The sequence below is a fragment of the Micromonospora sp. CA-263727 genome, assembly GCF_050942455.1.
Classification (GTDB): domain Bacteria; phylum Actinomycetota; class Actinomycetes; order Mycobacteriales; family Micromonosporaceae; genus Micromonospora.
In genome coordinates this window covers 4,369,273-4,391,506 of the sequence record NZ_CP192031.1, presented here as the reverse complement: position 1 = coordinate 4,391,506, position 22,234 = coordinate 4,369,273, and the positions used below count along the sequence as shown (strand labels likewise).

Genomic DNA, 22,234 nt, shown 5'->3' with positions numbered 1-22,234 from the left:
GCTGATTCACTTAATGTTCACGCTCTCTCACCTTTGGTCGCCCGTGCTCCACGCAGTCGGCATCTAACTTGCATCTGAGTCCACTGCGGACGCTGCGAGGAAAGGTGTGGGGCCGGTGCCGAGCGAGACGACCCGGATGAGCATGTCGACGAGGGCCGGCCGTCGGGCATCCGTGGGGACAGCCCTCGTGCTGGTCGCGATGGTCACGATGACCGCGTCGATGGCGCCCGGTCCGGCCGACGCCGGGCAGCCGCTGGCCGGCACCCGCGTCTCCGACGCCGACGTGCGGCTGCTGACCGAGGCGGCCACGGCGTGCCCCACCTTGACCCCGGCACGGCTGGCCGGTCAGGTGATGGCCGCGTCCCGGTTCGCCGCGACCCCGGTCGAGGCGGTGCAGGCGGTCGGCGCGCAGGGCACCGCCGGGCTGGTGCCGACCGTGTGGCAGAAGTGGGCGCCGTGGGACGGGGCACGGCCGGACGACCGGCAGGCCAGCGTCACCGCGCTCGCCCACCACATGTGCCAACTGGTCGGCCAGATCCGGGTGCTCAAGCTCGACGGTGACCGGTGGCAGCTGGCGCTGGCGGCGCACCGGGTCGGCGTCGAGTCGGTCGTCGAGACCGGTGACGTGCCGACCGGCGCCCGCGAGTACGTCGACACCGTGGAGCGGTACGCCATCTGGTACGCGTTACAGCCCGCCTTCGGTGGCAGTGGCGCGGCGGCGCCCGAGACCACCGCGCCGGTAGTCGCGGAGCGGGTCGCCGAGGCGGCACCGTTGCCGGTCCCCGAGGCGTACCTCGAATCGATCGTGGCGGCCGGCGCCGTCTGCCCGCAGTTGCCGCCGGCCCGGGTGGCCGCGCAGTTGATGGCCACCTCCGCGTTCGACCCGCAGCGGCTCGGCCCGACCGGCGAGCAGGGCATCGCGCAGTTCCTGCCGCAGGTGTGGGTGGCCTACGTACGGCCGTCGGCGGTGGCCTCACCGTGGACCCCGACCTCGGCGGTGCCGGCGCTCGGCGAGACCATGTGCGCGCTGCTGGAAGCCGTGCCCGGATCCGGGGTGGACGACTACCCGCTCGCGCTGGCGGCGTTCCTGCGAGGTGACCCGTCGGTCCGCTCGCTGGCCGACGTGCCGGGCGGCGAACGCGTCGTCGCCCTGACCGAACAGGTGCGCCACTTCGAGACCGAGTACGCCAAGGACCCCCGGCTGGCCCCGCCGGCCGCCCCGTCGCCCTCGGCCTCTCCGTCGAAGAGCCCCACCAGCGCGCCCGAGCGGACACCCGGGGCGAGCACCGGCACGACGTCCGCGCCGGCCACCCCACCGGCTCCGAAGGCGACGAAGTCGAGCGCCCCGCCGAAGACCGACTCGGTCGACTCCGACCAGCCGCCGGTCAAGGCCAAGGACGTCGCCGCGGACAACCGCCCGTACGGGCCGTACTTCATCTACAACCTCGGCACCAGGATGTGCGTGGACATTCCGGGTACCGGCCCCGGGCCGCGTGACGGGCCGGTCAACCAGAACCTCTGCTACCCGCACACGCCGGACAACCAGGAGTTCGCCTTCGTCCCGCGCCGGGTCGACGGGTCCGGCAACCAGCTCTACTGGATCCGCAACGTCACCGACCAGTACTGCCTGGACCTGCCCGGCCGGGGCTCCGTGCCGCCGGAGACGCAGCTCAACGAGACCGGCTGCTTCGACGACGAGAACCAGTACTGGCGGCTACAACCCACGGTGAAGTCCGGCAAGGTCCAGTTCTACCGGATCGTCAACACCGCCTCGAACCTCTGTCTTGAGGTGCCCGGCGGAGCCACCGGTGGCCTGGACGCGCGTCTGCAGGTGTACGGGTGCCTCTCCGGCGACGACCACGACTGGGCGCTGATCCGAAGGGCCGACTGGTGACCCGGCCACTCACCCGGTTGGCCCTGACCGGGCTGGCGACGCTCACGGCGGTGACGGCGGCCGGCACGATGGCGGTCATCGACCTGCGGGCCGTCCGGGCCGCGCCGGCCGATCCGCAGGTGGAGCACTACGTCCTCTACTACACGGTGATGGCGTCGTACCAGGGCAAGCCGGAGAGCCTCTGGACCATCGCCGCCCGGTTCCTCGGCGACGCCGAGCGGGCCGGCGAGATCCTGGAACTCAACACCGGGCGGCGGCAGCCCGACGGCGGGCGGCTGACCGACCCCGGGCGGTTGAACGAGGGCTGGCACCTCGTGCTGCCCTGGGACGCGATCGGCACCGGCCTGCGGCACGGCGTGTTGCCCACCACGACAGCCGCGGCGGCCACCGTGACCTCCTCGCCCAGCCCGTCCACCCGCTCCGCTCCCACCACCCCGGCTGGCCCGGCCACCAACCCGGGCAGCGCGCCCGGACGGGGGACGGCGCCGCTCGCTCCTGAGGCCCCACAACGCGGTTCCGGCTCCGCGCCGTCCGGCCGCTCCGGGTGCCGGCCGACCCTTGCCGCCGCACTACCGGCCGAGTCGACGTGGGGGCAACGTCTGGTCGCTCCGCAGCGGGTGTGGCGGATCACCACCGGTGCCGGCGTCCGAGTGGCCGTCGTCGACTCGGGCGTGGCGGCGGGCCGGCCGGAACTCGGCGACCGGCTCGCCCGAGGTGTGGACATCGTCTCCGGCAACGGCCTCGGCGACATCGACTGCCTCGGCTCGGGCACCGCGCTGGCGGGCATCGTCGCCGCCGACGACGGCACGGACGGCGAACGGGTCGGGGTCGCGCCGAAAGCCGTGATCATTCCGGTGCGGCTGGTGGATCGGGGCGTCCCGGCGAGCCCGCCGGCGTCCGTCACCGCCATCCAGGTCGCGGTGGCCACCGGGGCGAAGGTGATCCTGCTCGGTGCCGCCGTCGACGTCACCGACCGTACGGTCCGGGCGGCGCTCGACGAGGCGATCGGCCGCGGGGTGCTCGTGGTCGCGCCGGCACCCGCCGCCGACACCACCGTGGCCCCGGCGGACGGCCTGCTCCGCGTCGGTGGCCTCCGCCACGACCAGCGACCCACGGCCGCCTACCCGCCCGGCGCAGTGGACCTGCTCGCTCCGGCGACCAATGTCCGCAGCATCGGCGCGGCCGGCACCGGCGGCTACCTGGGCGACGGTACGCAGTACGCCGCCGCGTTCGTCGCGGGCGCGGCAGCCCTGGTGCGCTCCGCCCACCCTGGACTCTCCGCCGGACAGGTCGGCCGGCAACTCGTCAGCACCGCCGACCGGGGAGCCGCCACCCTCCCGGAGGGCGTCGGGCGGGTCGACCCGTACGCCGCGGTCACGGGCCCGCTGGTCGACGGGGGGCTGCCCGGCACGACGGTGGAGCGCCACGAGCGGAGCCAGCCGGTCTCCTGGCCGGCGGTGCTGTCGGTGCTCGCCGCGATCGGGGCGCTCCTTGCGGCCGGGCGGCTCTGGGGCCGCTACCGGGCGGCGCGCGCCCGGCGTCGGCTGGCCGTGGAGCGAGCCGACGACCCGTTCGGCAGCCGCGCCGAAGGCGCGGACCAACTGGTGCGCAGCGGAAAGCCGTGAGCACCGCATCCGACGGTGTGCAGCGGGGGTGAAGGGTGGCACGGAACGTACTGCGGGGCCGCCGGCCTGGCGCCGGTACGGACATCATCCGGGTGGCACCCGGCGAACGGGGTGCCGCGCAGAGCATCGCGGCCGGTCTGCGGGCCGCCGCCGACGGTCAGACCGTGCTGCTGGCGCCCGGTCGCTATGACGAGGAACTGCTGGTCGACGCCGCGGTGCGGTTACGGGCCGAGCGGGGACCGGGCAGTGTGTCGCTGGCGTCCCGCACTCCGGTGCGGATCACCGCGGCGGCGACGCTGACCGACCTGACGCTGGCCGGTGCCGATCCCGGTGAGCCGCTGCTGCGCATCGAGGAGGGCAGCGCCGAACTCGTCGGCTGTGGCCTGCTCGGCGGCCGGATCGAGGTCACCGGGCAGGCCCGCGCGGTGCTGCGCGACTGCCGGCTGACCGGCGCCCGGCTGGCCGGCCTGTACGCCACCGGCGGTGCCGTCGTCCTGCTGGAGCGCTGCGTCGTCACCGACATCGACGGAATCGGTGTGGTGGCCGGCGAGTCGGCGCAGGTCACGTTCTGCGACACCTGGATCGGCGCGGTCACCGGCTCCGGCGTACGGGCGCGCGGCACCGCCCGCTTCGAGCTGGCCGGCGGCACGGTTGCCGCGGCCGGCCGCAACGGGATCAGCGCCGAGGAGTCCGCGTCGGTCGCCGGTCGCGACGTCGTGGTGTCCCGCAGCGGCGGCGACTCGGTCTTCGCATCCGGCTCCGCCCGGGTGGAGCTGGTCGGCTGCCGGCTGACCGACGCGGCGGCCGCGGGCGTGGTCGCCGCCGACCACTCGAAGCTGGTGCTGACCCGCTGCGACGTGGATCGGGCCGGCGCGACCGGCGTGGTGTGCCGGGACGAGGCCGAGGTCTCGATCGACGCCGGTTCGGTCCGCGGCTGTGCCGGTAACGGGCTCTTCGTCACCGACCACGGCGCGGTGACGCTCACCGGGACCGCGCTCGGCGACTCGACCTACAGCGTGTTGCACGTCGGCGGCGCCGGCCGGCTGAGCGCCACCGGCGCCTGGCTGGGGCCCTGCGCGGAGCACGGCCTGCACGCCATCGGAACCGGCCGGGCCGAGCTGACCGGCGGCCGGGTGTACGGCTGCGGTCTCGCCGGGTTGAGCACCGCCGACAGCGCCGAGGTGACGGTCACCGGCAGCGTGCTCGCCGGGAACCGCAACGGGGTGGTCGTCGGCGGGACCCGGCCGGTACGGCTCACCGAGTGCGTGGTCGACGCCAGCGGCCGGGCCGGGGTGCAGGTCGGCGTCGGCGGCACCGTGGAACTGGCCGACTGCCGGATCGACCGCGCGGGCACCGCCGGGATCGTCTTCGAGCAGGACAGCGGGGGCACCGTCGACCGATGCGCGGTGCATGATGCCAGCGGCTCCGGCATCGTGGTGTGGACCGGGGCGAAACCGCAGGTGACGGCCACATCGTGTACGGCCGGTGCGAAGAACGCGCTCTTCGTCGCCGAGGGCGGCGGCGGCCGGTACGTCGACTGTGTCTTCACCGGCAGCGGGTACCCGGCGATCCACATCGGTGCCGGGGCGACGCCCGCCGTGATCCGTGCCCGGATCCGCGACACCGAACTCGACGTCGACGTGGACCCGCAGGCCAGGCCGTCGTTCGAGGAGATCCGGCTGACCGAGGTGGCGAGGTCGCTGTTGCCGCCGGCCGCGCTTGCCGCCGCCGGTCGATCCGAGGTCCCGGCGGCGGCCGGCGCGGCCGAGGCGGCCGGCGTCTCGGCGACCGAGACCACTGCGGCCGCCGAGGCGGTCACCCCCACCGAGGCCGACCTGCCGGACCTGCTGGCCGAACTGGATGCGCTGGTTGGTCTGGACCGGGTCAAGCAGGACGTGCAGGCCCAGATCAAACTCATGCAGACGGTACGCCGCCGCCAGCAGGCCGGGCTGGCCTCGCCGCCGTTGAGCCGGCACCTGGTCTTCGCCGGCAACCCCGGCACCGGCAAGACCACCGTCGCCCGCCTGTACGGGCGGCTGCTCGCCGCGTTGGGCATGCTGGAACGCGGTCATCTGATCGAGGCCGACCGGACCACCATGGTGGGCGAGTACGTCGGGCACACCGGACCCCGTACCCGGGCCGTCTTCCGCCGGGCCCTCGGCGGCGTGCTCTTCATCGACGAGGCGTATTCGCTGGTTCCGCCCGGACACACCAACGACTTCGGGCAGGAAGCCATCGCCACCCTGGTCAAGCTGATGGAGGACCACCGCGACGACGTGGTGGTGATCGTCGCCGGATACCCGCTTGAGATGAGCCGGTTCGTCGCGTCGAACCCGGGCCTGGCCTCCCGGTTCTCCCGGACGATGAGCTTCGAGGACTACGGGCCCGCCGAGCTGACCGGCATCGTCGAGGCCCAGTGCCGGCGGCACGAGTACCAGCTCGCCGAGGATGCGCGCACCGCCGTACACGCCCTCTTCGCCGCGATGGATCACGGCCACGGCTTCGGCAACGGTCGCGCCGCGCGGCAGGTCTTCCAGCGGATGACCGAACACCAGGCGCAGCGGGTGGCCGACCTCGCCGACCCGTCGACGGACGACCTGCTGCGGCTGACCGCGTCCGACGTCTCCGCCGCCGGCTCCGTTGCCTGAGGCGGTTCGTACGGCCAGAGATGAGGTATCCGATGCAGACCCTCCAGTGCGATCCTCAGCCAACCCAGACCGACCTGGTCACCTGGTACGAGCGGGTGCTGGTGCCGCAGAGCCGCCCCGCGCTGCACCGGTACGCCCGGCGGCTGCTGCCCGGCGACCCGCACCGCGCCGAGGACCTGGTCCAGGAGACGCTGCTGCGGGCCTGGCGGAATCTGGCCTCGGTGGCCAGCGCCCGATCACCGCAGGCCTGGCTCTCCCGGGTCGCCCACAACCTCTGCATCGACCAGGCCCGGCGGGTGACGGCCCGCCCCGTGGAGGTCGCCGAGGACGTCACCGCCGTGGAATGGGGGCCGGCGGAGAGTTTGTACGATGCCGCTCTGGACCGGGCCGTGCTGGAGCCGGCGCTGCGGAGCCTTTCGGCGGCGCACCGCGAGGCCCTGCTCCTGGTCTACTACCAGGACCGTACGCACCGCGAGGTGGCCGGGGTGCTGGGCGTGCCCCCGGGCACCGTCAAGTCCCGTACCCACAACGCCACCCGCGAGCTGCAACGCGCGTTGCATCGCCGCGGCGTGACGAGCAGCGCCGGGTGTGGTGCTCGCGGCTGACGCCGTACCCGTGCCGGCCCTCGGTGAGGGCGTCACCAGCTGAATTCAGGAGGCCGGCGGTTCCGCGGGCGGCGGTTCCGGTGCCGGCTCGGCGAACTCGACCGGGCTTCCGTCGGCGCGCACCGGATCGGCCAGGACGACCCGCCAGCCCAGCCGGTCGTTCAGGTCCGCGAGATCGTCAAGGAGGTCGTAGAAGTCGACCCGGGTGATCGGCGCGTCGGTCACCGGCACCAGCCGTACCCGGACGTGCCGGCCCCCGTCCGGGTCGACCCGGGCGCGGGCCTGGTCGCCGAGCAGCGCCAGCAACGCGGTGGAGGGCCGGCCGGTGGTGTCGCCCGGAGTGCTGCCCGGCGGCACCGGCTGTAGCCGAGGCCCAGCCGGGTACGCCAGCACCAGATCGCCGTCGGCCGACAGTGGTCCCAGCTGCGGGCCGACGCCGGAAGTGGCCCAGACGCCGGCATCGAGCTGCGCAAGCCCGTCCAGGGCGAGACGGATTCGCTCCGCGTCTGCCTGGTTGGCGGCGGTCAGCTGAGCCAGCTCGACGCCCGGCTCCCGCATGCGCTCCAACACCTGGATGAGCCGCACCGGAAGATCGGTGGCCCAGGTGTCCACGTTGACGCCGTCGACCCAGGAGAGCAGGTCGGCCGCGGCGACCGGACCCGAGGCCAGGGGGCCGGTGGGCGCCAGCAGCCGCAGCGCGTGGTAGGCGGCAGTGAGCCGGCGGGGGCCGAAACCACCGATACCGTACGCCCGTGCGGCCAGGTAACCGGCGGCGAGCAGGTTCCGCAGCGTGTCCGGGCCGGTGAGGCCGATCGTGCCGGCCAGCGCGGTCAGCGCGTCGAGGAGGACCGCGACGTCCCGCTCGTCCGGTGCCACATCGGTCGCGTCCAGCAACGCGTCGATCAGGTGGTGCACCGTGAACGAGAGATCCTGGCCCGGTACGACCGCCAGCGGCGGGTACGGGGTGGGGAAGGAGTACTCGTAGGAGGCCAGGGGATCGGGCTGGCCGGTGACCAGCCGGGCCAGCTCGGCGTCCTGCTCGGTCACGGCGTGCACCAGGTTGCCGTCGAGCCGCACCGGCGGTGGCGGCTGCTCCTCGGGCCGGTGCACCCGGGCGATCGGGGCGTCCGGGGTGCCCTCCTGACCGGCCAGCATCCGGGCCAGCCACATGCCGTTCTGCCAGGCGGCCCAGGGAGTGTCCTGGGACGGCACGCCGATGACCACAGGCGGGTCGCCGTCCTCGATCACCGGTGCCACGTCCTCCGGCCCCACCCAGACCCGGTCGCCGACGGAGGTGGCCTGCCAGTTGTCGCCGAAGACCGCCCACCGGCCATGGCCGAGGCTGCCCAGGTCCGTCGCGGGGGTGGCGAGCTGCGGGAACTGCGGGGTGTCGTGCACGGTGACGTACCGGGCGAACGCCGGCAGCGTTACGGTGTGCAGCCGGCTGTGCGATACGAAATGCTCGGCCAGCCCAACGCCGGGCGGCTCGACCAGGTTGGGGGCGAGCGCGAGCTGCTGCCCCGGTCCGAGCAGCCGGGACAGCTCCATCGCGCGGGCCGCGCTGATCGGCGTCAAGGTGATCAGTTCCACGAGCGCTCGATCGGGCAGCTGGCTGTGCAGTTCGGTGAGCACCTGGTCCGCCCGGGCCCCGTCGGGAAGCGAGACGACGAGCAGCGGCCGGTCCGGGTGCGCCAACCTCGGGGGCGGCTCGACGGCCGATCCGGCCGGGCGCAGGAAACCGCCCGCCCGGCCCAGCCCGACCAACTCGTAGCCGTCCGGTGGTGACAGGTGGGTGATGGGCGTGCCGCCCCAGTCGCGTACCGAGCCCAGCGACGTGTATCGCAACTGGGTCAGGAAGGCCTGCATCTCGGCCGGCTGGGTGTTGTAGCGCAGGGGTGCGACCTGGTTCTGCGCGTCCAGCAGTTGGAAGCCGCGTCGCACCCGGTCCAGCGCCCGGGGCGGGAAGTCGTACATCCGTTCGGCAGCGGAGAGCCGCTGGTGCGCGTCGCGGGTCAGCAGCTTGATCTGGAGGAAGGAATCGTTGAGGTGACGGGCGGCGGGGTCGACATGGCTGTCCCAGATCTGCTGCATCGCCGGATCTCTGGGGTCGTCGGTCACCCGGCTCTCCCAGAGTTCCCGCTGGACGTCCGGGTGGGCGGTGATCCCACCGGCCGCCGCCGGATCACCGGTGCGGGTGGCCAGCAGCCGGGCGATCACCGAGAACTGTTCGAGATGCGTCAGCTCGTGCACCAGGCATGTCACCACTTCGTCCACCGGACGATCCGTCGCCAGCTCCATGATCCACGTCTGGAGGCGTAGGGCGCCCTCCAGTCCGTTCCTGGCTTCGACGATCGCCCGTACCGGTGGAGCGTCGATCGCCCTCGTGATGAGGCCGGCGATCTCCCACCAGACGTCGACCGGGAGCTTTCCCTGTTCGTCGGTCTTCGTGGCGACCAGCCGGCTCACCTCGTCGTGCAGCTTCTGAAGGTGCGCCGCATCGGCGGAGCGGAGTATCCGATAGTCCGGCCCCGGCGGTGCGAGGTGCCCCGGGGGCAGCGTTGCGGTCGCCGTCGTGGTCGGCGTCCGGTCGAGGGGCGCCGGTCCGGTGGCGACCTGGTCAGCGGTAATGGTCGTGGCCGGGGCGGCGGGCATGGCCTGCGGCGTCGCCAGGTCGGCGAGCATGGTGTCCCGGTCGGCCGGCAGGCCGCCGGCCAGGATCTCGGCGACCGCCGGATCGGTGCCCTCGGCCTGTAGGCGCTGCGCCTTGAACTGCACCCACCGTGCGCGCAGGTCCTCCATTGGCGCTGCGGTGGTGGCCGCAGCGGATTTGGTGGCGTCGCCCGGGGGGTGTTGTCGGGTGGTGGTCTCGGTGGGTTTGGTGGTCTCGGCCTGGGCGGCTGGCGGCGGAGGCGGCGGCGGTGGGGCGACGTGTTTGTACGGGCGGGCCTCGACGGGTTCGCCCAGCTGCTCGCCGAACCTGGTGGCGACGCCGTCGAGCCAACGCTGGACGTCGGCCGGGTCGAGGCCAGGGCGGATCTTCTCGCTCATGTAGCGGCCGGACTTGTCGTCAACGAGCCACCGGCCGGTTTCCGGGTCGCGGTGCAGTTCGCCGCTGATCCGTCCCTTACCCACGTAGGCGCGGCCATCGGCGTCGAAGCCGACGCCGGTGGTGGCGTGGCCCAGCTGGTTGAGGCTCTCCTTGAGCTGGTCGAGGGTGAGGTCGGGATGCTTGGTGCGCATCGCGGCATGCAGGTCGGCGAGCTGCTTGCCGGAGACCACGGTGAGGATCTCCTCGCTGCCGATCATGATCTCGTCGGCCTCGGTGACCACGTAGAGCCAGCGGGCGTCGGGCCGGCCCGCGTGGATCTCGGGGGTGAACTCCGACAACGGCATCCAGACCGGGTTGACGCGCACCTGCTGGGTCCGCAGCGCGTCTCCACTGACGGTCTTCCCGTCGGCCGGCCCGGGCGGGTCGATCTCGAACGGCTTGGCGCCCTTGGGATAGACGGCACGACCCCTGGTCTGGTCCAGCTCGGCCGCCGGCAGTCCGCCCGGCGGTGGCGACTCGGCCGGTGGCGACTCGGCCGGTGGCGATGGTTCGTCGACCATCGCCTGGTAGTGGTCGCTGCGGCGGTACACGTCCAGCCGGGGCGCATCCTCGCGGCCGATCGTCTGAATGTGCTCGGGCGCGTGGACGCGGAGCCGGGCGTCCAACGCGGCGGCCAGCAGCCCCGGAAACGCCTCGCCGACCGCGTCCTGCCAGTGGTCCTCCCAACGCCGGACCGCCTGGGTCAGGTTGGCGAACTCGTCGGCGTCGGCCGGTCGGAGCGGGTCGAGTAGCTGCGCCATGAGCTGGTCCCGCAGCGTGTCGTCGGAGAGCGCCGGCAGGCCGATCGGATTGCCGCTGGCGGTGAGGTAGTCGAACATGGCCCGCATCGAGAGTGCCTCGTCGGCCAGGTCCCGGGGTGGCGAGCCGTCCGTGGTGGGTTTGAGCGGGACCTGGCTCTCCGCATGGGCGGCGGCCTCCGCCGGGTCCCACCCGGCGGCGACCAGGTCGGCGGCCCGCTGGGCGAGGTAGAGCCCACGCAGCTGGGTGGCCGGGATCAGATGCGGATCTGTCAGCCTGGTGATGCCCGCCTCCGGCAACCGGTCCAGCAGCGTGGCGCGGTTCATCGCATCCACTGCGGCACGCAGTTGCAGCACCTGGTTGTTCCGGTAGCCCTCCAGGGCCTGCACCGGCACGCCGTCCGGGCCCACGGTCTCCAGGTGCTGCTGCACCAGGCGGCGCAGCAGCTCTGCCGCCTGACCGAGTTGGGCGGTCGGCGGCACCAGCCCACCGGCCTGGGCAGCCCAGGCGCTGATCTGGGCGCGGACCGCCTCGGGATCGTTGAGCCAGGCGTGCAGGGCCGGCGAACCGAGCCCGGCGGCGGCCAGCCTCGCGCTCACCAGCTCAGGAGCGCTGCCGACGGCCGCGTAGAGCTGACAGTGCCCGCCACCCGGCGTCGGAAGCACCTGGGGTGTTCCCGTCGAGGTTCCGGTGGTGTCCGCGGGAGGTTGCTGTTTGGTGGTGCCCGCGGGGGGCTGTTGTTTGGTGGTGCCGGTGCCGGTGCCGGTGCCGGTGCGGGCGCGGGCGAGACGGCTGCTGTCGTTCTGGACGTACTTGGCGAGGGTGGCCGCGTCGGTGTCCGAGGTGCCCTCGGGCACTGCGAGGTACCGGTGCCGGAAGTCGTCGAGCAGTTGGTGGTGCCGTTGCAGTAGCTCCCACCAGGACTGCCCGGCCCGATCCCAGTCCTCGTGCAATCCGGGCAACGTGGCCTCGGCGGCGGCGCGGGCAGCGCTGCCCTCCGGGGCCGTGTACGCGTCGTAGCGGGCCTGGTCCAGCTTGTCCGCGGCGGACACGAAACCCTCCGCCGCCTTGGCCAGCTTCGCCTCGTGGCCGACGATCTCGTCGAAGGCGGCGACCCGATCGGGCGAGTCCGTGGCGATCGCCGTGCTGTCCGGCGGGATGTGCAGCGCCGTACGCGCGTCGTGCAGGCCCATCCGCAACGACACGTTCACCAGTTCGTCCGGCTGGCTGGCGCTGGTCACCGTCCTGGTCGGCCACGCCGAGTAGGAAAGCGAGACGGTGACCTCGATCCGGCTCAGGTAGTCGACGGCGGCCGAGCGGCTCTCCGGCTTGACGTTGCCCAGGTCCCCGGTGGCGTTGCCGCCGCTCTCGGTGGCGGCCTGGGTGTCACCTGCGGCGACACCGGGGCCGCCGGACTCCAATGCCTGATACGGGTCGTCGGCGAAACCCCGCCCGATCAGCGGGATGCGGGGGATTCGCAGCTGTTGGGTCACGACGCTGGTGCCGGTGCTGTAGCCGCCGCTCTGCTGAGGTGCGTGTTCACGGTAGACGCCGGAGCTGACCCCGCCGAGTGACGCGCTCTCGGGCAGCAGCCTGATGGTGATCGCCGCCTTCTGCCCGAAGATCTGCGCGCTGACCGCCGGAGGCAGGACGAACCCCTCGGGCGTGATCAGCTTCGGCATGCCGGGCAGCAGGATCTCCGGGGTGAGGCTCTGGTGGATCTGATGCGCCCCCGCGTACCCCGTTGTCTGCAACCGCTTGGCCGAGTCGCCCAGCAGGCTCTCGACGACGCGTTGCACCTGCGCGACCTGGTTGAGGTCCTCCGCGCTGAACCGCGGCGGCAGCGGCATCCCGTTGAGCGTCCGCCACCCGGGCGGCAGCTTCTTCGGCGGGGCGATCCGGTAGGGCGTGGGCGCTTTCGCCGGCGTGGACCGTGGCGGCCGGAGGTCGTCGGCCCACCGGTCCTGGACCACCTTGTCATGGACGACCAGCAGGTCGCCGTCGACGCGCTTGCCCTTGTCGAAGATGGCCAGGGTGTACTTGACGGGTGTTTCCAGTCTGGCCTTGACCCCGCGGCCGGAACTGAGATTCACGTCGACCGTGGTCGAGCCATCGCTCTGCGCGTTCAGCACCTGGGAGACCCGCCCCACCGTGTCGCCCAGGCCGACCGCGAGGTTCTCGCCGTCGTGGTTGGAGACACCGGTGCCGGCGGCCCCGGCGGTCATGGTGCTGCCATGCATCCGCTGTTTGGTGACGCCCTGCTCGCTGGTGTGGGTGGTCTTGATGTCGAGGTCCTCGTGGTCGGCGACGAAACCGCGGACCTTCGGTTCGCCGGTGGGCTCGGCGATCAGGCGCACGTCCCGGGAGTGCTGTGTCATCCGGCCGGGTTTCATGTGCAGCACCGAGACTCCGCCGTCGGCCATCGCGGGCCAGTGCTGTGCCTGCCCTTCGGCGGTGAGCAGGTAGAGCAGGCGGCGGCGGTTCAGCATCGGGTCGTCGAGCCCGGGGCCGGAGAGCGAGTCGGAGATCTTGCCGATCGACCGGTTCGTGATCCTGCCCTGCACCATGTCGAGGAGGCTCTTGACCATCCCCCGGTCCGGGCCGAGTTTGGCGGCCTCGGCCCGCAGCGCCGCGGTCATCGACTCGGTCAGGGTCGGTGTCTCGTCGAAGGTGTAGAGGCCCAGACCGGGGCTGCGGCCGGGCGGCAGGGTCAGCGCCGGCGGCATCGTCGGCAGCCACGGCGCGCCCATCATGCCCGGGTCCCCGTCGAGCCGGGGCAGCAGGCCGAGCTTGACCATGGTCCTGGCGGACAGCCGCAGGAAGACCGCGTTGGTGATGGTGCCGTGCCGGGCCACCGATTTGTGATGGTGGAGCCACTCACCACTGCGCAGTGACTGCGGGATGGCGGCGTACCGGTCCGGGTCGGTGGTGATCTCCGTGGCCACCGAGACCCGCATGTCGAAGACGACGAGGAAGGACCGCTGTCTGCCCTTGCGGTTGTTGGCGTTGCGCTCGATCGCGCCACTGATGCTCTCGGTGTCGCGTTTGGATCCGGCGTAGAGCACCTTCTCGTACGTGGCCGGGAAGGCAGCGCCACCACCCTGGGTGTTGTCGGTGCTGGTGCCGGAGCGGCGGACGTTCGCCGAGAAGTTGGCCCGGAGCGCGATCTGCTTCTCCACGGTCTTCGCGGCGCTGATCTCGACCGACCCGACCGAGGCGGACTCGTTGGTGATGTTGGCGTACGCCGGCAGCACCTTCGGGTTGGTCAACGCGACCGCGACGGCCAGGTCGGTCGCCGCGCCGTCCTCGGCGGAGGTGAGCCGGTCCACGTGCCACACGCCGTCGAGCATCGAGGCGAGCCCGTGGATCTGGCGTGACTCGGCGAGCCGATCGATCGTGCTGGCCCACACCGGCATTCCCTCGGCCAACCCGTCGACGCCGCGCAGGCCGCCCAACTTGGTGCGGGACACCGCGTCGGTGTAGTCCTGGGCGGCCCAGAGCGCCTCCTTGGCCAGCACCAGGATGAAGCTGCTGCCGGGGAAGTCCTCCACCGACAGCCAGCGGTTGACCGTCGACTTCGGCCCCTCGTCGACCCACTCGCGCAGCTGGGTCAACTCGATCTGGGTCCGCCGGTCGACCGCCAGTGGATCGGGTCGCGGCGTGAGGGTGGTCGGCATGCTGATCGGTTGGGACAGCACCGAGGCGTTGTCGAACTGCACGGTGACCGGACGCGTCTCGACCAGCCGGAACCGGGTGAACTTCTTCCCGGCGACCAGGGCCGCCGGCTCGTGGATGGGGTTCACCACCCGGGTCGCGCCGGCCGGGGCGGTCACCGGCCGGGGGAGCCGCTGGTGCATCACCCGCCCGAACCTGACGCGGGACCTCGGGTCCGCGCCCAGGCGTTTCGTGTACGCGTACACCTGCACGGTGATCTGTAGGTCGTTGCCGAAGGCCTGCGAGTCGGGGGTGCCGCCGTTGAGCCGGCTCTCCTGGCCGGCGAGCTGCGCGCCGCTCTGCCGGCCGATGCGGCCCCGCAACTCGACCGCGCCCGCGGGCACGAACGCGGCGGTCGTTCCCCCGGTCAGCCGGAACACGCCGCCGCCCTCGAACGCCACGGCGCCTCGCCACTGGCCGCCGGCGTTGATCTTTTCCTGGAAGGTGTCGGCGTGGGTGGTCCGCACCGCGTCGCCCTTGCTGGTGCCGAGGTGCTCGAAGGCCCCGGTGTAGCTGGCCGTCACGTGCACGAAGATGTGCCGGGTGCCGATCTTCTTGGTGCGACTCAGCTTGGCGATCAGGCCGGTCTTGAGCAGAGCGCCCCGGTTCTGACGCAACCCGGCCACGGTCAGCACCCGGTCCAAGGCATCCTGGTTGGCCTGCCGCTCGATCGCCGCCCGGCTGGTGCCCATCCGTTTCACCGTGCCGGACTTGCCGAACTCGGGCAGGAAGCCGCCCTCGATGCGCCGGATCAGTCCGTTCACGTCCAGGTAGAGCTGCTGGAACCCGCTCAGCCCGTAGGTCACCGAACGTCCGCCACCGAGCGCGTAGGGCGGCACGTACCACTGCTTCGGGGAGGGGATGAGCACGCTGCTGTCGCTGAGTAGCTGCGCCACCCGGGCCGCCGGCAGGTGGCCGAGCACCACCAGGTCGACGGTGATCGGCTCGACGGCGCCCGTGCCGAACAGTCGGGAGCCCGGCACCTCGCGCAGCCCGGCGTTCACCGTGACCCGGAAGTGCGCCTCCACCAGGACGTTGGGAATGTCCTTGAACTCGGTGCCCACCCGGGAGGCGCCACCCTGGGTGGCGGAGGCGGTCATCGAGCGCAGGAAGCCCCAGAAGAGCCGGGCCTGCACGTAGCCGGGGCCGAACGCCCAGCGGGCGGGCACCACGGAGAGGCCCATGCCGACCCGGCTCGAATGGGACAGCTTCGTCGCCTCGCCCTGGCCCGGCTGCCAGCGGAAGGAGGTCTTGCCGACGTCGGCCAGGATGGAGAGCTTCGGCATGGCCGCGGTGAGTTCCAGCGACAGCGCGTGCGCGCCGTGCGTGCTGGTGATCGTCGGCGGATGGACCACCGTGTCCAGGGCCGGCATGAGATTGCCGATCATGGAGGACTCCTCGAACAGGCCCCGGGCCTGCCCCGCCCCCAGCGTGCCCGGCCCGACGGCCTTGGTGGGCTGGAGCAGCACGAGCGTGTCCTCGACCACGTCGTTCCAGGTTCCCGTCGGGTCGGCGCCCTCGGTCAGGCCGATGTCCGCGCGCAGGATGCGCACCGGCGTGAAGTTCTCCACGAGCATCGACGTGTGTCTGCTCGGGTCGACCGTGAGCCAGTCGGGTTCGCGGGGCTTGGCCTTGGCGATGTCGTCGACGCTCCGGAACGTCACGTCGGCGTGGACCGGCTCGCCGGGGCTCCGCACGGCCGCACGGGGGCCGGTCAGTGGTGCGGTCGGGTCCGTCACGACCACCCCGAAGCTGACCGGCGCGGACGCCAGGTGAGAACCGGAGCCGCTGCGCACGTTGTGCGAGTCGGTCAGCTTGACGCCGTCCTCGAACGACTCCAGCGGCCGCGATAGCGCGACGTCGACGGCGCCACCGGCACCGTAGCCGACCCGCTGGGGAAACATCGTGCCGACGCCGAGCGAACCGGAGCCGCCGGTGGTGGAGGCGTGCTTGACACCGGCGGACTGGTCGCTGCGGGTGTCGAACTTCGCCTTGTCCACCGACTGGTCGATGACCTGGGCCTGAGACGGCGACCAGGTCGGCGCGACGGTGACGCGGTGCCAACCGAACATCCCGTCCCGGACGTGGAAGCTGCGGCCACCGGTGACGAAGAAGGACTTCGGGTCGTCGCGCAGCGCCTGCGTGATCTCGCCGGTCTGCACCGAAAGTTTGGACAGCCCCGGCACCAGCGGCAGGTTCTCCGCCACCCGGGCGCGCACCGCGTCGGTGACGCTCTGCTCAAGGCCGCGAATCAGGCCGTCGAGGTCGCCGATGGAGTCGGGCGTGTAGAGCAGGTCGAGCCGAGTCTTGTAGAGGCCCGGCAACGGACTGTCGATCGTCTTGGTCGCCGTCAGGACCGTGACGGGGACGCTCTCATCCGGCGCGGTCACCGTGATCTTGGGTGTGGTGCTGCTCGGCGGGAGGGCCGCCAACGGCGGCGCGGCGGTGCCCGACTCGGCCGGGGCCGGGGCGGGCACCGTGACTTCGGCGGTGCTGACCTTGGGAGCGATGTCCACACCGGCGGCCCAGAACTCCTCGGCGACGTTGCCGGCGATGGCGTCCGGCAGCGGACGCGGGGCGGTGGAGCCCGAGAAGTACGGTGACAGCACCTCGGCGATCTGACCGAGTGCCCGCGGGGTCAGCACGAACTCGTCGACGTCGTGCGGGTGGCTGCCCATCAGGTCGCCCTGCTCCGGCTCATGCGTGCCGCGCAGCAACGCGTCCGGCGGTGGGTTGGTGTCCGTCACGCCGAGCTGGTGCACGATCTCGTGGGCGTACTTGGCCGGCGACGCGCCGGCCGCCCAGACCCGCTGGGACATCTGGGCGCCGGCGGGGGCGACCGTGATGGCGCCGCGCGCGTTGGCCGGGTCGTCGAAGTCGACCGTCACCCGCATCGGGACATCCCACCCGGGCAACTGTTGCTGGGCGGCGTTGACGTACCGCTGTAGCCCCTCGACGGTACGCGCCTTCACCTCGGCGATCTCCTGCGCGGTGACACCGGGCGCGGCCTCGAGGCGGAGCTTGAGCGCGAAGTGCATGTCCTGCTCGGTGACGGTGAGCCGGTAGCCGACGCCGATCCGCTCACCGCCCGCCGGCGGCCGGGTGACCTTCGGTGGCTGGCCGGCGGTGGTGGGTGGCTCGAAGCGGAACGCGTCCTTCAGCGGCGTCCACCGCTCGGTGTCCACCTCGATCACCCGGGCCGGCCCGCCGGGGTTGCCGTCGCCGAGCAGGTCGCGCGTCGGCATCGTCACCGTCTCGACGGGCGAGGCGGTGGACGCGCCGTCGGCGGGGCGCTGCGTCGCCGGCAGTTCGAGCACCTCGTCGCCGGCCGTCGGCGTCGGCCGTGCCGGTGCTCCGTCCAGCGGCTTCGTTGACGTCGGCTGCGTCGCGGCGGGCGGGTCCGCCGGCTTCGTGACCGCCGGGGTGTCCGCCGCTCTGGCTGCCGCCGGCGCCTCCGGCGCGGTGCCGCCGGAACCGGTGCGCGGTCTCGGCAGGTCGCCCGGTCTCGGCAGGTCGTCCGGGGGCTCGGCAGCTGGTCGAGCCGGTCTCCGATCGTCGGGTCGCCGGCTCGCGGCGTGGGCGGGCCGTCGCCGGCCCGGCCGGGCGTCGGCGGGCCGTCTGGTCCGCGCAGCTGGGCCAGCCGGTCACCGAGGGTGGTGTACCGCGCCGCGGTCGAGTCGCGCAGGCCCTGCGACAGGCCGCCGAGTGCCTCGCCCAGCCGGGATTCGAGCGGGCGGAGATGGTCGGGGGAAGTGAGCGCGGCGTTGATCTGGGCGGCGTCGTCCAGCCGGTACTCGTCCAGCCGGAGGGTGTACCGGGACAGCACGTGGTCGATGCCGGCCGGGTTGTCGCCGACCCGGGCGAGCGCGTCCTGCCAGGCCCGGTACTCGTCGGCGGGCAGGGGGCCGGTGCCGCCGCGCAGCTCCGCGAGGCGGGCCTGCCGTTCCAGGTCGGCGACGCGCGACTCGTACCGGGCGAGCAGGTCCGCGTCGGCGGCGGCGTCGCCGGTCCGGGCGAACTCGGCGTTCCACTCGGCACGCTCGGCGGCCGGCATGCCGATCATCTCGTCGCGGTGGGCCCGCAGGGCGGTGAGCCGATCGGTCAGGTCGTCGAGGGCGCCGGGTGGCAGCGTCGGTACGTCGGGAAGCTGGGGCAGCGGCACGTCGGGGCCGTCGGCGCCGCGCAGGTTCGCGAAGCGCAACTCCAGCTCCAGGCCGGCGAGCCGCGGGTCGGGGGTGTGATCGCCACGCAGCGCGTCGAGCCGGGCCTGCAATTCGTCCAGGTCGCCCGCGGACCCGGCCTCGTCGGGGGCCCGGCCGGGCGTGACATCGGGTACGGACTGGTCGTGCAGCCGCTGCTCGGTGAGTTTTGCGGCGAGGCTGTTCTCGTAGGCGTTGAGCAGCCGGTGCAGCTCGTCGGTCTGTCCGGCCGCGGTGGCGCGTTCGATGTCGATGGCGTGCTGCAACCAGGTCGGCTTCTCCATGCCCAGCTGCGCGGCGCGGTGGTGTCCGGCGTCGACGTGCGCCCGGTACGAGTCGAGCCGCTGGAACAGGGCCTGCCGGTCGATCCGCTCGTGCAGCGTGTTGAGCCCCCGGGCGGCGTCACCGTGCCGGCCCTGCTCGATCGCGGCGCGGACCTCGGTGCTGAGCACGCTCAGCTCCCGCTCGGGCAGGCGTACCCCCCGCGCGTCGGCGGTGAGTTCGGTCAACCGCTGGCTGAGCGCCTCCGGGCCGGGGGTGGCGGTCGGGTCGGTCCGCGGCACGCTGGGCAGGTCCACCAGAGGGTCGCCGGCTCCTGCTGCGCCGTTCGCGGCGGTCGTCCGGCCCGGCGTACCCATCTGGTCGGGGGCCTGGGCCCGCGGTGCGGCCGTCGGGCCGTCGGCGTCGAGCCGCGCCGGCCCGACGTCGACGGTGATCTCCTCGGCGCGGGCGTCGGCCAGCTGGGCTTCCAGGTCGGTGAGGCGTTCGGCGGCGGTGGCGCGGGCGGTGGCCTCGGCCGGGGAGATCGCCGGCACCGCTGGGAACATCGCCGGCTCGACCGGGCGGGCCTGGACCGGAGAGTCCGGGCGGAGTTGGTGGAAACGGTGTTCCAGCTCCAGTTGCCGGGCCGCCGGGGAGGGCAGGTCGCCGCCGCGCAGGGCGGCCAGCCGGCTCTCCAGTTCGGCCAGGTCGGTGCCGGGTTGATGGGTGGGCACGGAGGGCAGGTCGGCGAGGTCCGCCGTGGCCGTCGGGCGCAGTTGCGCGAACCGGTGCTCCAGTTCCAGTGCGGGCAGGTCGACCTGCGGGGCATCCGGGCCGCGCAGGTTGTCCAGCCGGGCCTGCAACGCCTGCGCCGCTTCGTCGCTCGTCGCGGCGGGTGTGGCCGCCGCGAGGTCGGGTGCGGTCGCCGCCTTGGCCGCGGCGAGGTCCGGTGCGACCGCAGCGGTCGGGCGTGCCGGTGGGGGATCGACGGCGAGGGCGTCCCCCCGAGATTCGATCTTGAGCCCGTCTGCGGTCCGGCGCACCAGCGCCTCGGCGACCCGGACGTCCTTCTCGGCGCGAACCGTGGAGAGCGCGTCCCCGGAGGCGTTGGCCAGCGCGTGCTGTGCCTGCTTGAGCTGCTCAACCGCTTGCAGGTGGCTGAGCTGCTGCGGGGTCGGGCCGCCGACCTGCTCCAGGCGCAACGGTGCGGGCACCGATAGCTCACGGCCGAGGCCGCCCGGCGCGGTGAACGCCGGCGGGTCCAGCCGGTTCAGGGCGGCGAGCGCGCTCGGGTTGGGCCCGTCGAGCAGGTTCAGCGCCTGGTGGACGGTGGTCGGGTCGGAGATCTTGCCGAGGTTCAGGGGCGCGGGTGCGACGCCCTCCGGCCGGGCGATGTTCGTCGGAGCCGCCTGGGAGATCGAACCCGCCGGCGTGGGCGTGGCGGCCGGGGCGGGGGAGGCCAGGGTGGTGTCGCCGAACGCCTTCTCCGGGGCGCCGAGGTTGAACGCCACCCCGGTCTCCGAGACCCGGACCGCGCTGACCTCACCCATGTGCAGGTTGCGTAGCTCGGCCCGGCCGAAGTCCGCCAGCCCGTCCACCCCGGCAGCGGCCCGGTTCAGCGTGCTGCTGAGGTTGCCGATCTGCATGTTCGGCAGGGTCACCGTGCCGGGCGTGCCCACCGCCGGCATGGCGAACTGGTCCAGGCCGGTGGCCGGGTTGACCGTCGGCACGTCGAGCCGGGCGATCGGGCCGAGGTCGACCGCGTGCGCGGCACCGAGCAGGCCCGGCACGGTGATCGGAGTGACCGCCCCGGTCGCCCTCGGCACCGGTAGGTCCAGGGTCTGTATGCCGCGCAGCCCCGCCAGGTCGGGCGCGCCGAGCGCGCCACGCGTGGCGGACAGGTCGACGCCGCGGGCCGAGAAGCTGAACTCCGGCAGCGACGCAGCGCCGACCATCGGCTTCTCGACCAGGTCGGGAAGGTGCAGGCCGCCGGGGCTGACGTTGATCCCACCGGCGTACGGTGCGTCGCCGGGCTTGACGACGTGCACCGTGGTGAGGCCGTTGGCGAGCCGGACGCCACCGCTGAGCGCGGCCAGCCCGTCGTACCGGGCCATCCCGAGCCCGCGACCCAGCACGCCGAGCTTGAACGCCCCGGACACGCCGAGCGCGCCGATCTCGTGGCCGGCCAGGGGCAGGAAGATCCGCAGCCACTTCCAGCCGCCGAACTCCCGCACCATCAGGTTGCCGAACCGCACGGCGTTGGTGGCCACGAATCGGCCGGCGTCGCCGGTCAGGCCGGCGAGCCGGCCCAGGCCCTGATATCCGATGTTGCCCAGCCGGGTGATCGCCGCTGGAACGGTGACCAGGGTGAACTTCTCCAGGGCCACGAACCCTCGGATGGCCAGGCCGTCGATCGGACCGACGATCCGCGGAATCATCAACGCGCCGACCCGCACCGAGTTGGCCACGGTGATCCCGAGGTCGGCGATGCCGCGCATTGCCGCGCTGATGCTCAGCGTCGACACGGTCCGCCAGAAGTCGGTGATGCCGGATCGCGCCAGGGTGATGCTGTTCCGGCTGAACTGGGTGATGTTGCGCCAGGCGCTGCTGGCCAGCTTGGTCAGGTCGCCGAGGGCGATCAGCGGCCGGGTGCTGGGGCCGAGCAGCCCGAGCAGGCCGAGCGCCAGCCCCAACGCGTTCGTCTTGCCCATGGCGAAGTCCAACGTCGCCTTCACCGCCAGGGCGGCGTTCATCGCGAAGGCGAGCAGGCCGAGTGGCCCGCCGACGAAGATGGCGACCACGGTCAGGACGAGGGTCAGCCAGCTGAAGATCTCCCAGAAGATCTCGCAGGCCGACTTGGGTGTCACCGGGGATCTGATATGGCCGGCGGCGTCGAGAATGGCCTGCCTGGCCGTGCTCGCCGCGGTCTTGACGTCCGCCGCGGCGTTCTGCGCCTCCGCCTTGAGGGCGTTGACCCGTTCCTCGTCGTCGCCGGCCCCGGCCGCGTTGCTCAGCGCCTGGTCCGCCTTGGCCTGGGCCTCGCGCAGCGCCTCGGCGTACGTGCGGATGGCCGGCCCCGCGGCGGTGAAGGCGGTGCGGACCCCGGCGATGAAGCCGCTCATCTCCTTGCTGACCTGCTCGCGCAGCCAGTCCGCGGTCTTGCCGACGAACGCTCCCTCGCCGCTCTGGCGCAGCACTGCGGCGAGCCCGTCGTCGGCGGTCCGGGCGTGATCGGCCATGACGTCCATGTAGCTGGCGACGCGCAGCAGCACGTCCGGATCGCCAGGTGTGGGGTCACCGGACAGCGTGAGCGCCGACCAGTCACCGGGCCGTGCCACCGCACCCTCCTGCCGTCGGCGGACACCGTCGTCCTCTTCGACGCGACGCACCCGCGCGAGGGTTCACGGTGAACCGCTGACCGCCCCGGCCGCGTCGAACCCC

The 22,234-nt window shown here is 72.9% G+C and carries 6 protein-coding genes; 4 read left to right on the top strand and 2 right to left on the bottom strand.

Annotated elements, in window-relative coordinates; all coding sequences use genetic code 11:
- Positions 1-115: 115 nt before the first annotated feature.
- Genes ACQPYA_RS19150 through ACQPYA_RS19135 form a run of 4 tightly spaced genes read left to right on the top strand, consistent with a single transcriptional unit; the run spans position 116 to position 6,772 of the window.
- Complete coding sequence (locus ACQPYA_RS19150; protein ID WP_433528466.1) at positions 116-1,894, top strand: RICIN domain-containing protein; 1,779 nt, start codon at positions 116-118, stop codon at positions 1,892-1,894.
- Positions 1,891-3,519 carry a S8 family serine peptidase gene (locus ACQPYA_RS19145; RefSeq protein ID WP_433528465.1) on the top strand — a complete coding sequence of 543 codons (1,629 nt, stop codon included), beginning with the start codon at positions 1,891-1,893 and terminating at the stop codon, positions 3,517-3,519. Before ACQPYA_RS19150 ends, ACQPYA_RS19145 begins: the two co-directional genes overlap by 4 nt.
- A 35-nt stretch (positions 3,520-3,554) precedes the next feature.
- A complete protein-coding gene (locus ACQPYA_RS19140) occupies positions 3,555-6,167 on the top strand; it encodes a right-handed parallel beta-helix repeat-containing protein (protein ID WP_433528464.1) in 2,613 nt (870 codons plus the stop codon).
- Between the two features lie 32 nt (positions 6,168-6,199).
- Positions 6,200-6,772 carry a sigma-70 family RNA polymerase sigma factor gene (locus ACQPYA_RS19135; protein ID WP_433528463.1) on the top strand — a complete coding sequence of 191 codons (573 nt, stop codon included), beginning with the start codon at positions 6,200-6,202 and terminating at the stop codon, positions 6,770-6,772.
- A 45-nt stretch (positions 6,773-6,817) separates the two neighbouring features.
- Here ACQPYA_RS19135 and ACQPYA_RS19130 read toward each other — a convergent pair whose 3' ends face one another.
- The gene (locus tag ACQPYA_RS19130; RefSeq protein WP_433528462.1) at positions 6,818-17,650 is read right to left on the bottom strand and encodes a hypothetical protein; all 10,833 of its coding nucleotides are present in this window, start codon (positions 17,648-17,650) and stop codon (positions 6,818-6,820) included.
- A complete protein-coding gene (locus ACQPYA_RS19125) occupies positions 17,581-22,182 on the bottom strand; it encodes a hypothetical protein (protein ID WP_433528461.1) in 4,602 nt (1,533 codons plus the stop codon). Before ACQPYA_RS19125 ends, ACQPYA_RS19130 begins: the two co-directional genes overlap by 70 nt.
- Between the last annotated feature and the right edge of the window lie 52 nt (positions 22,183-22,234).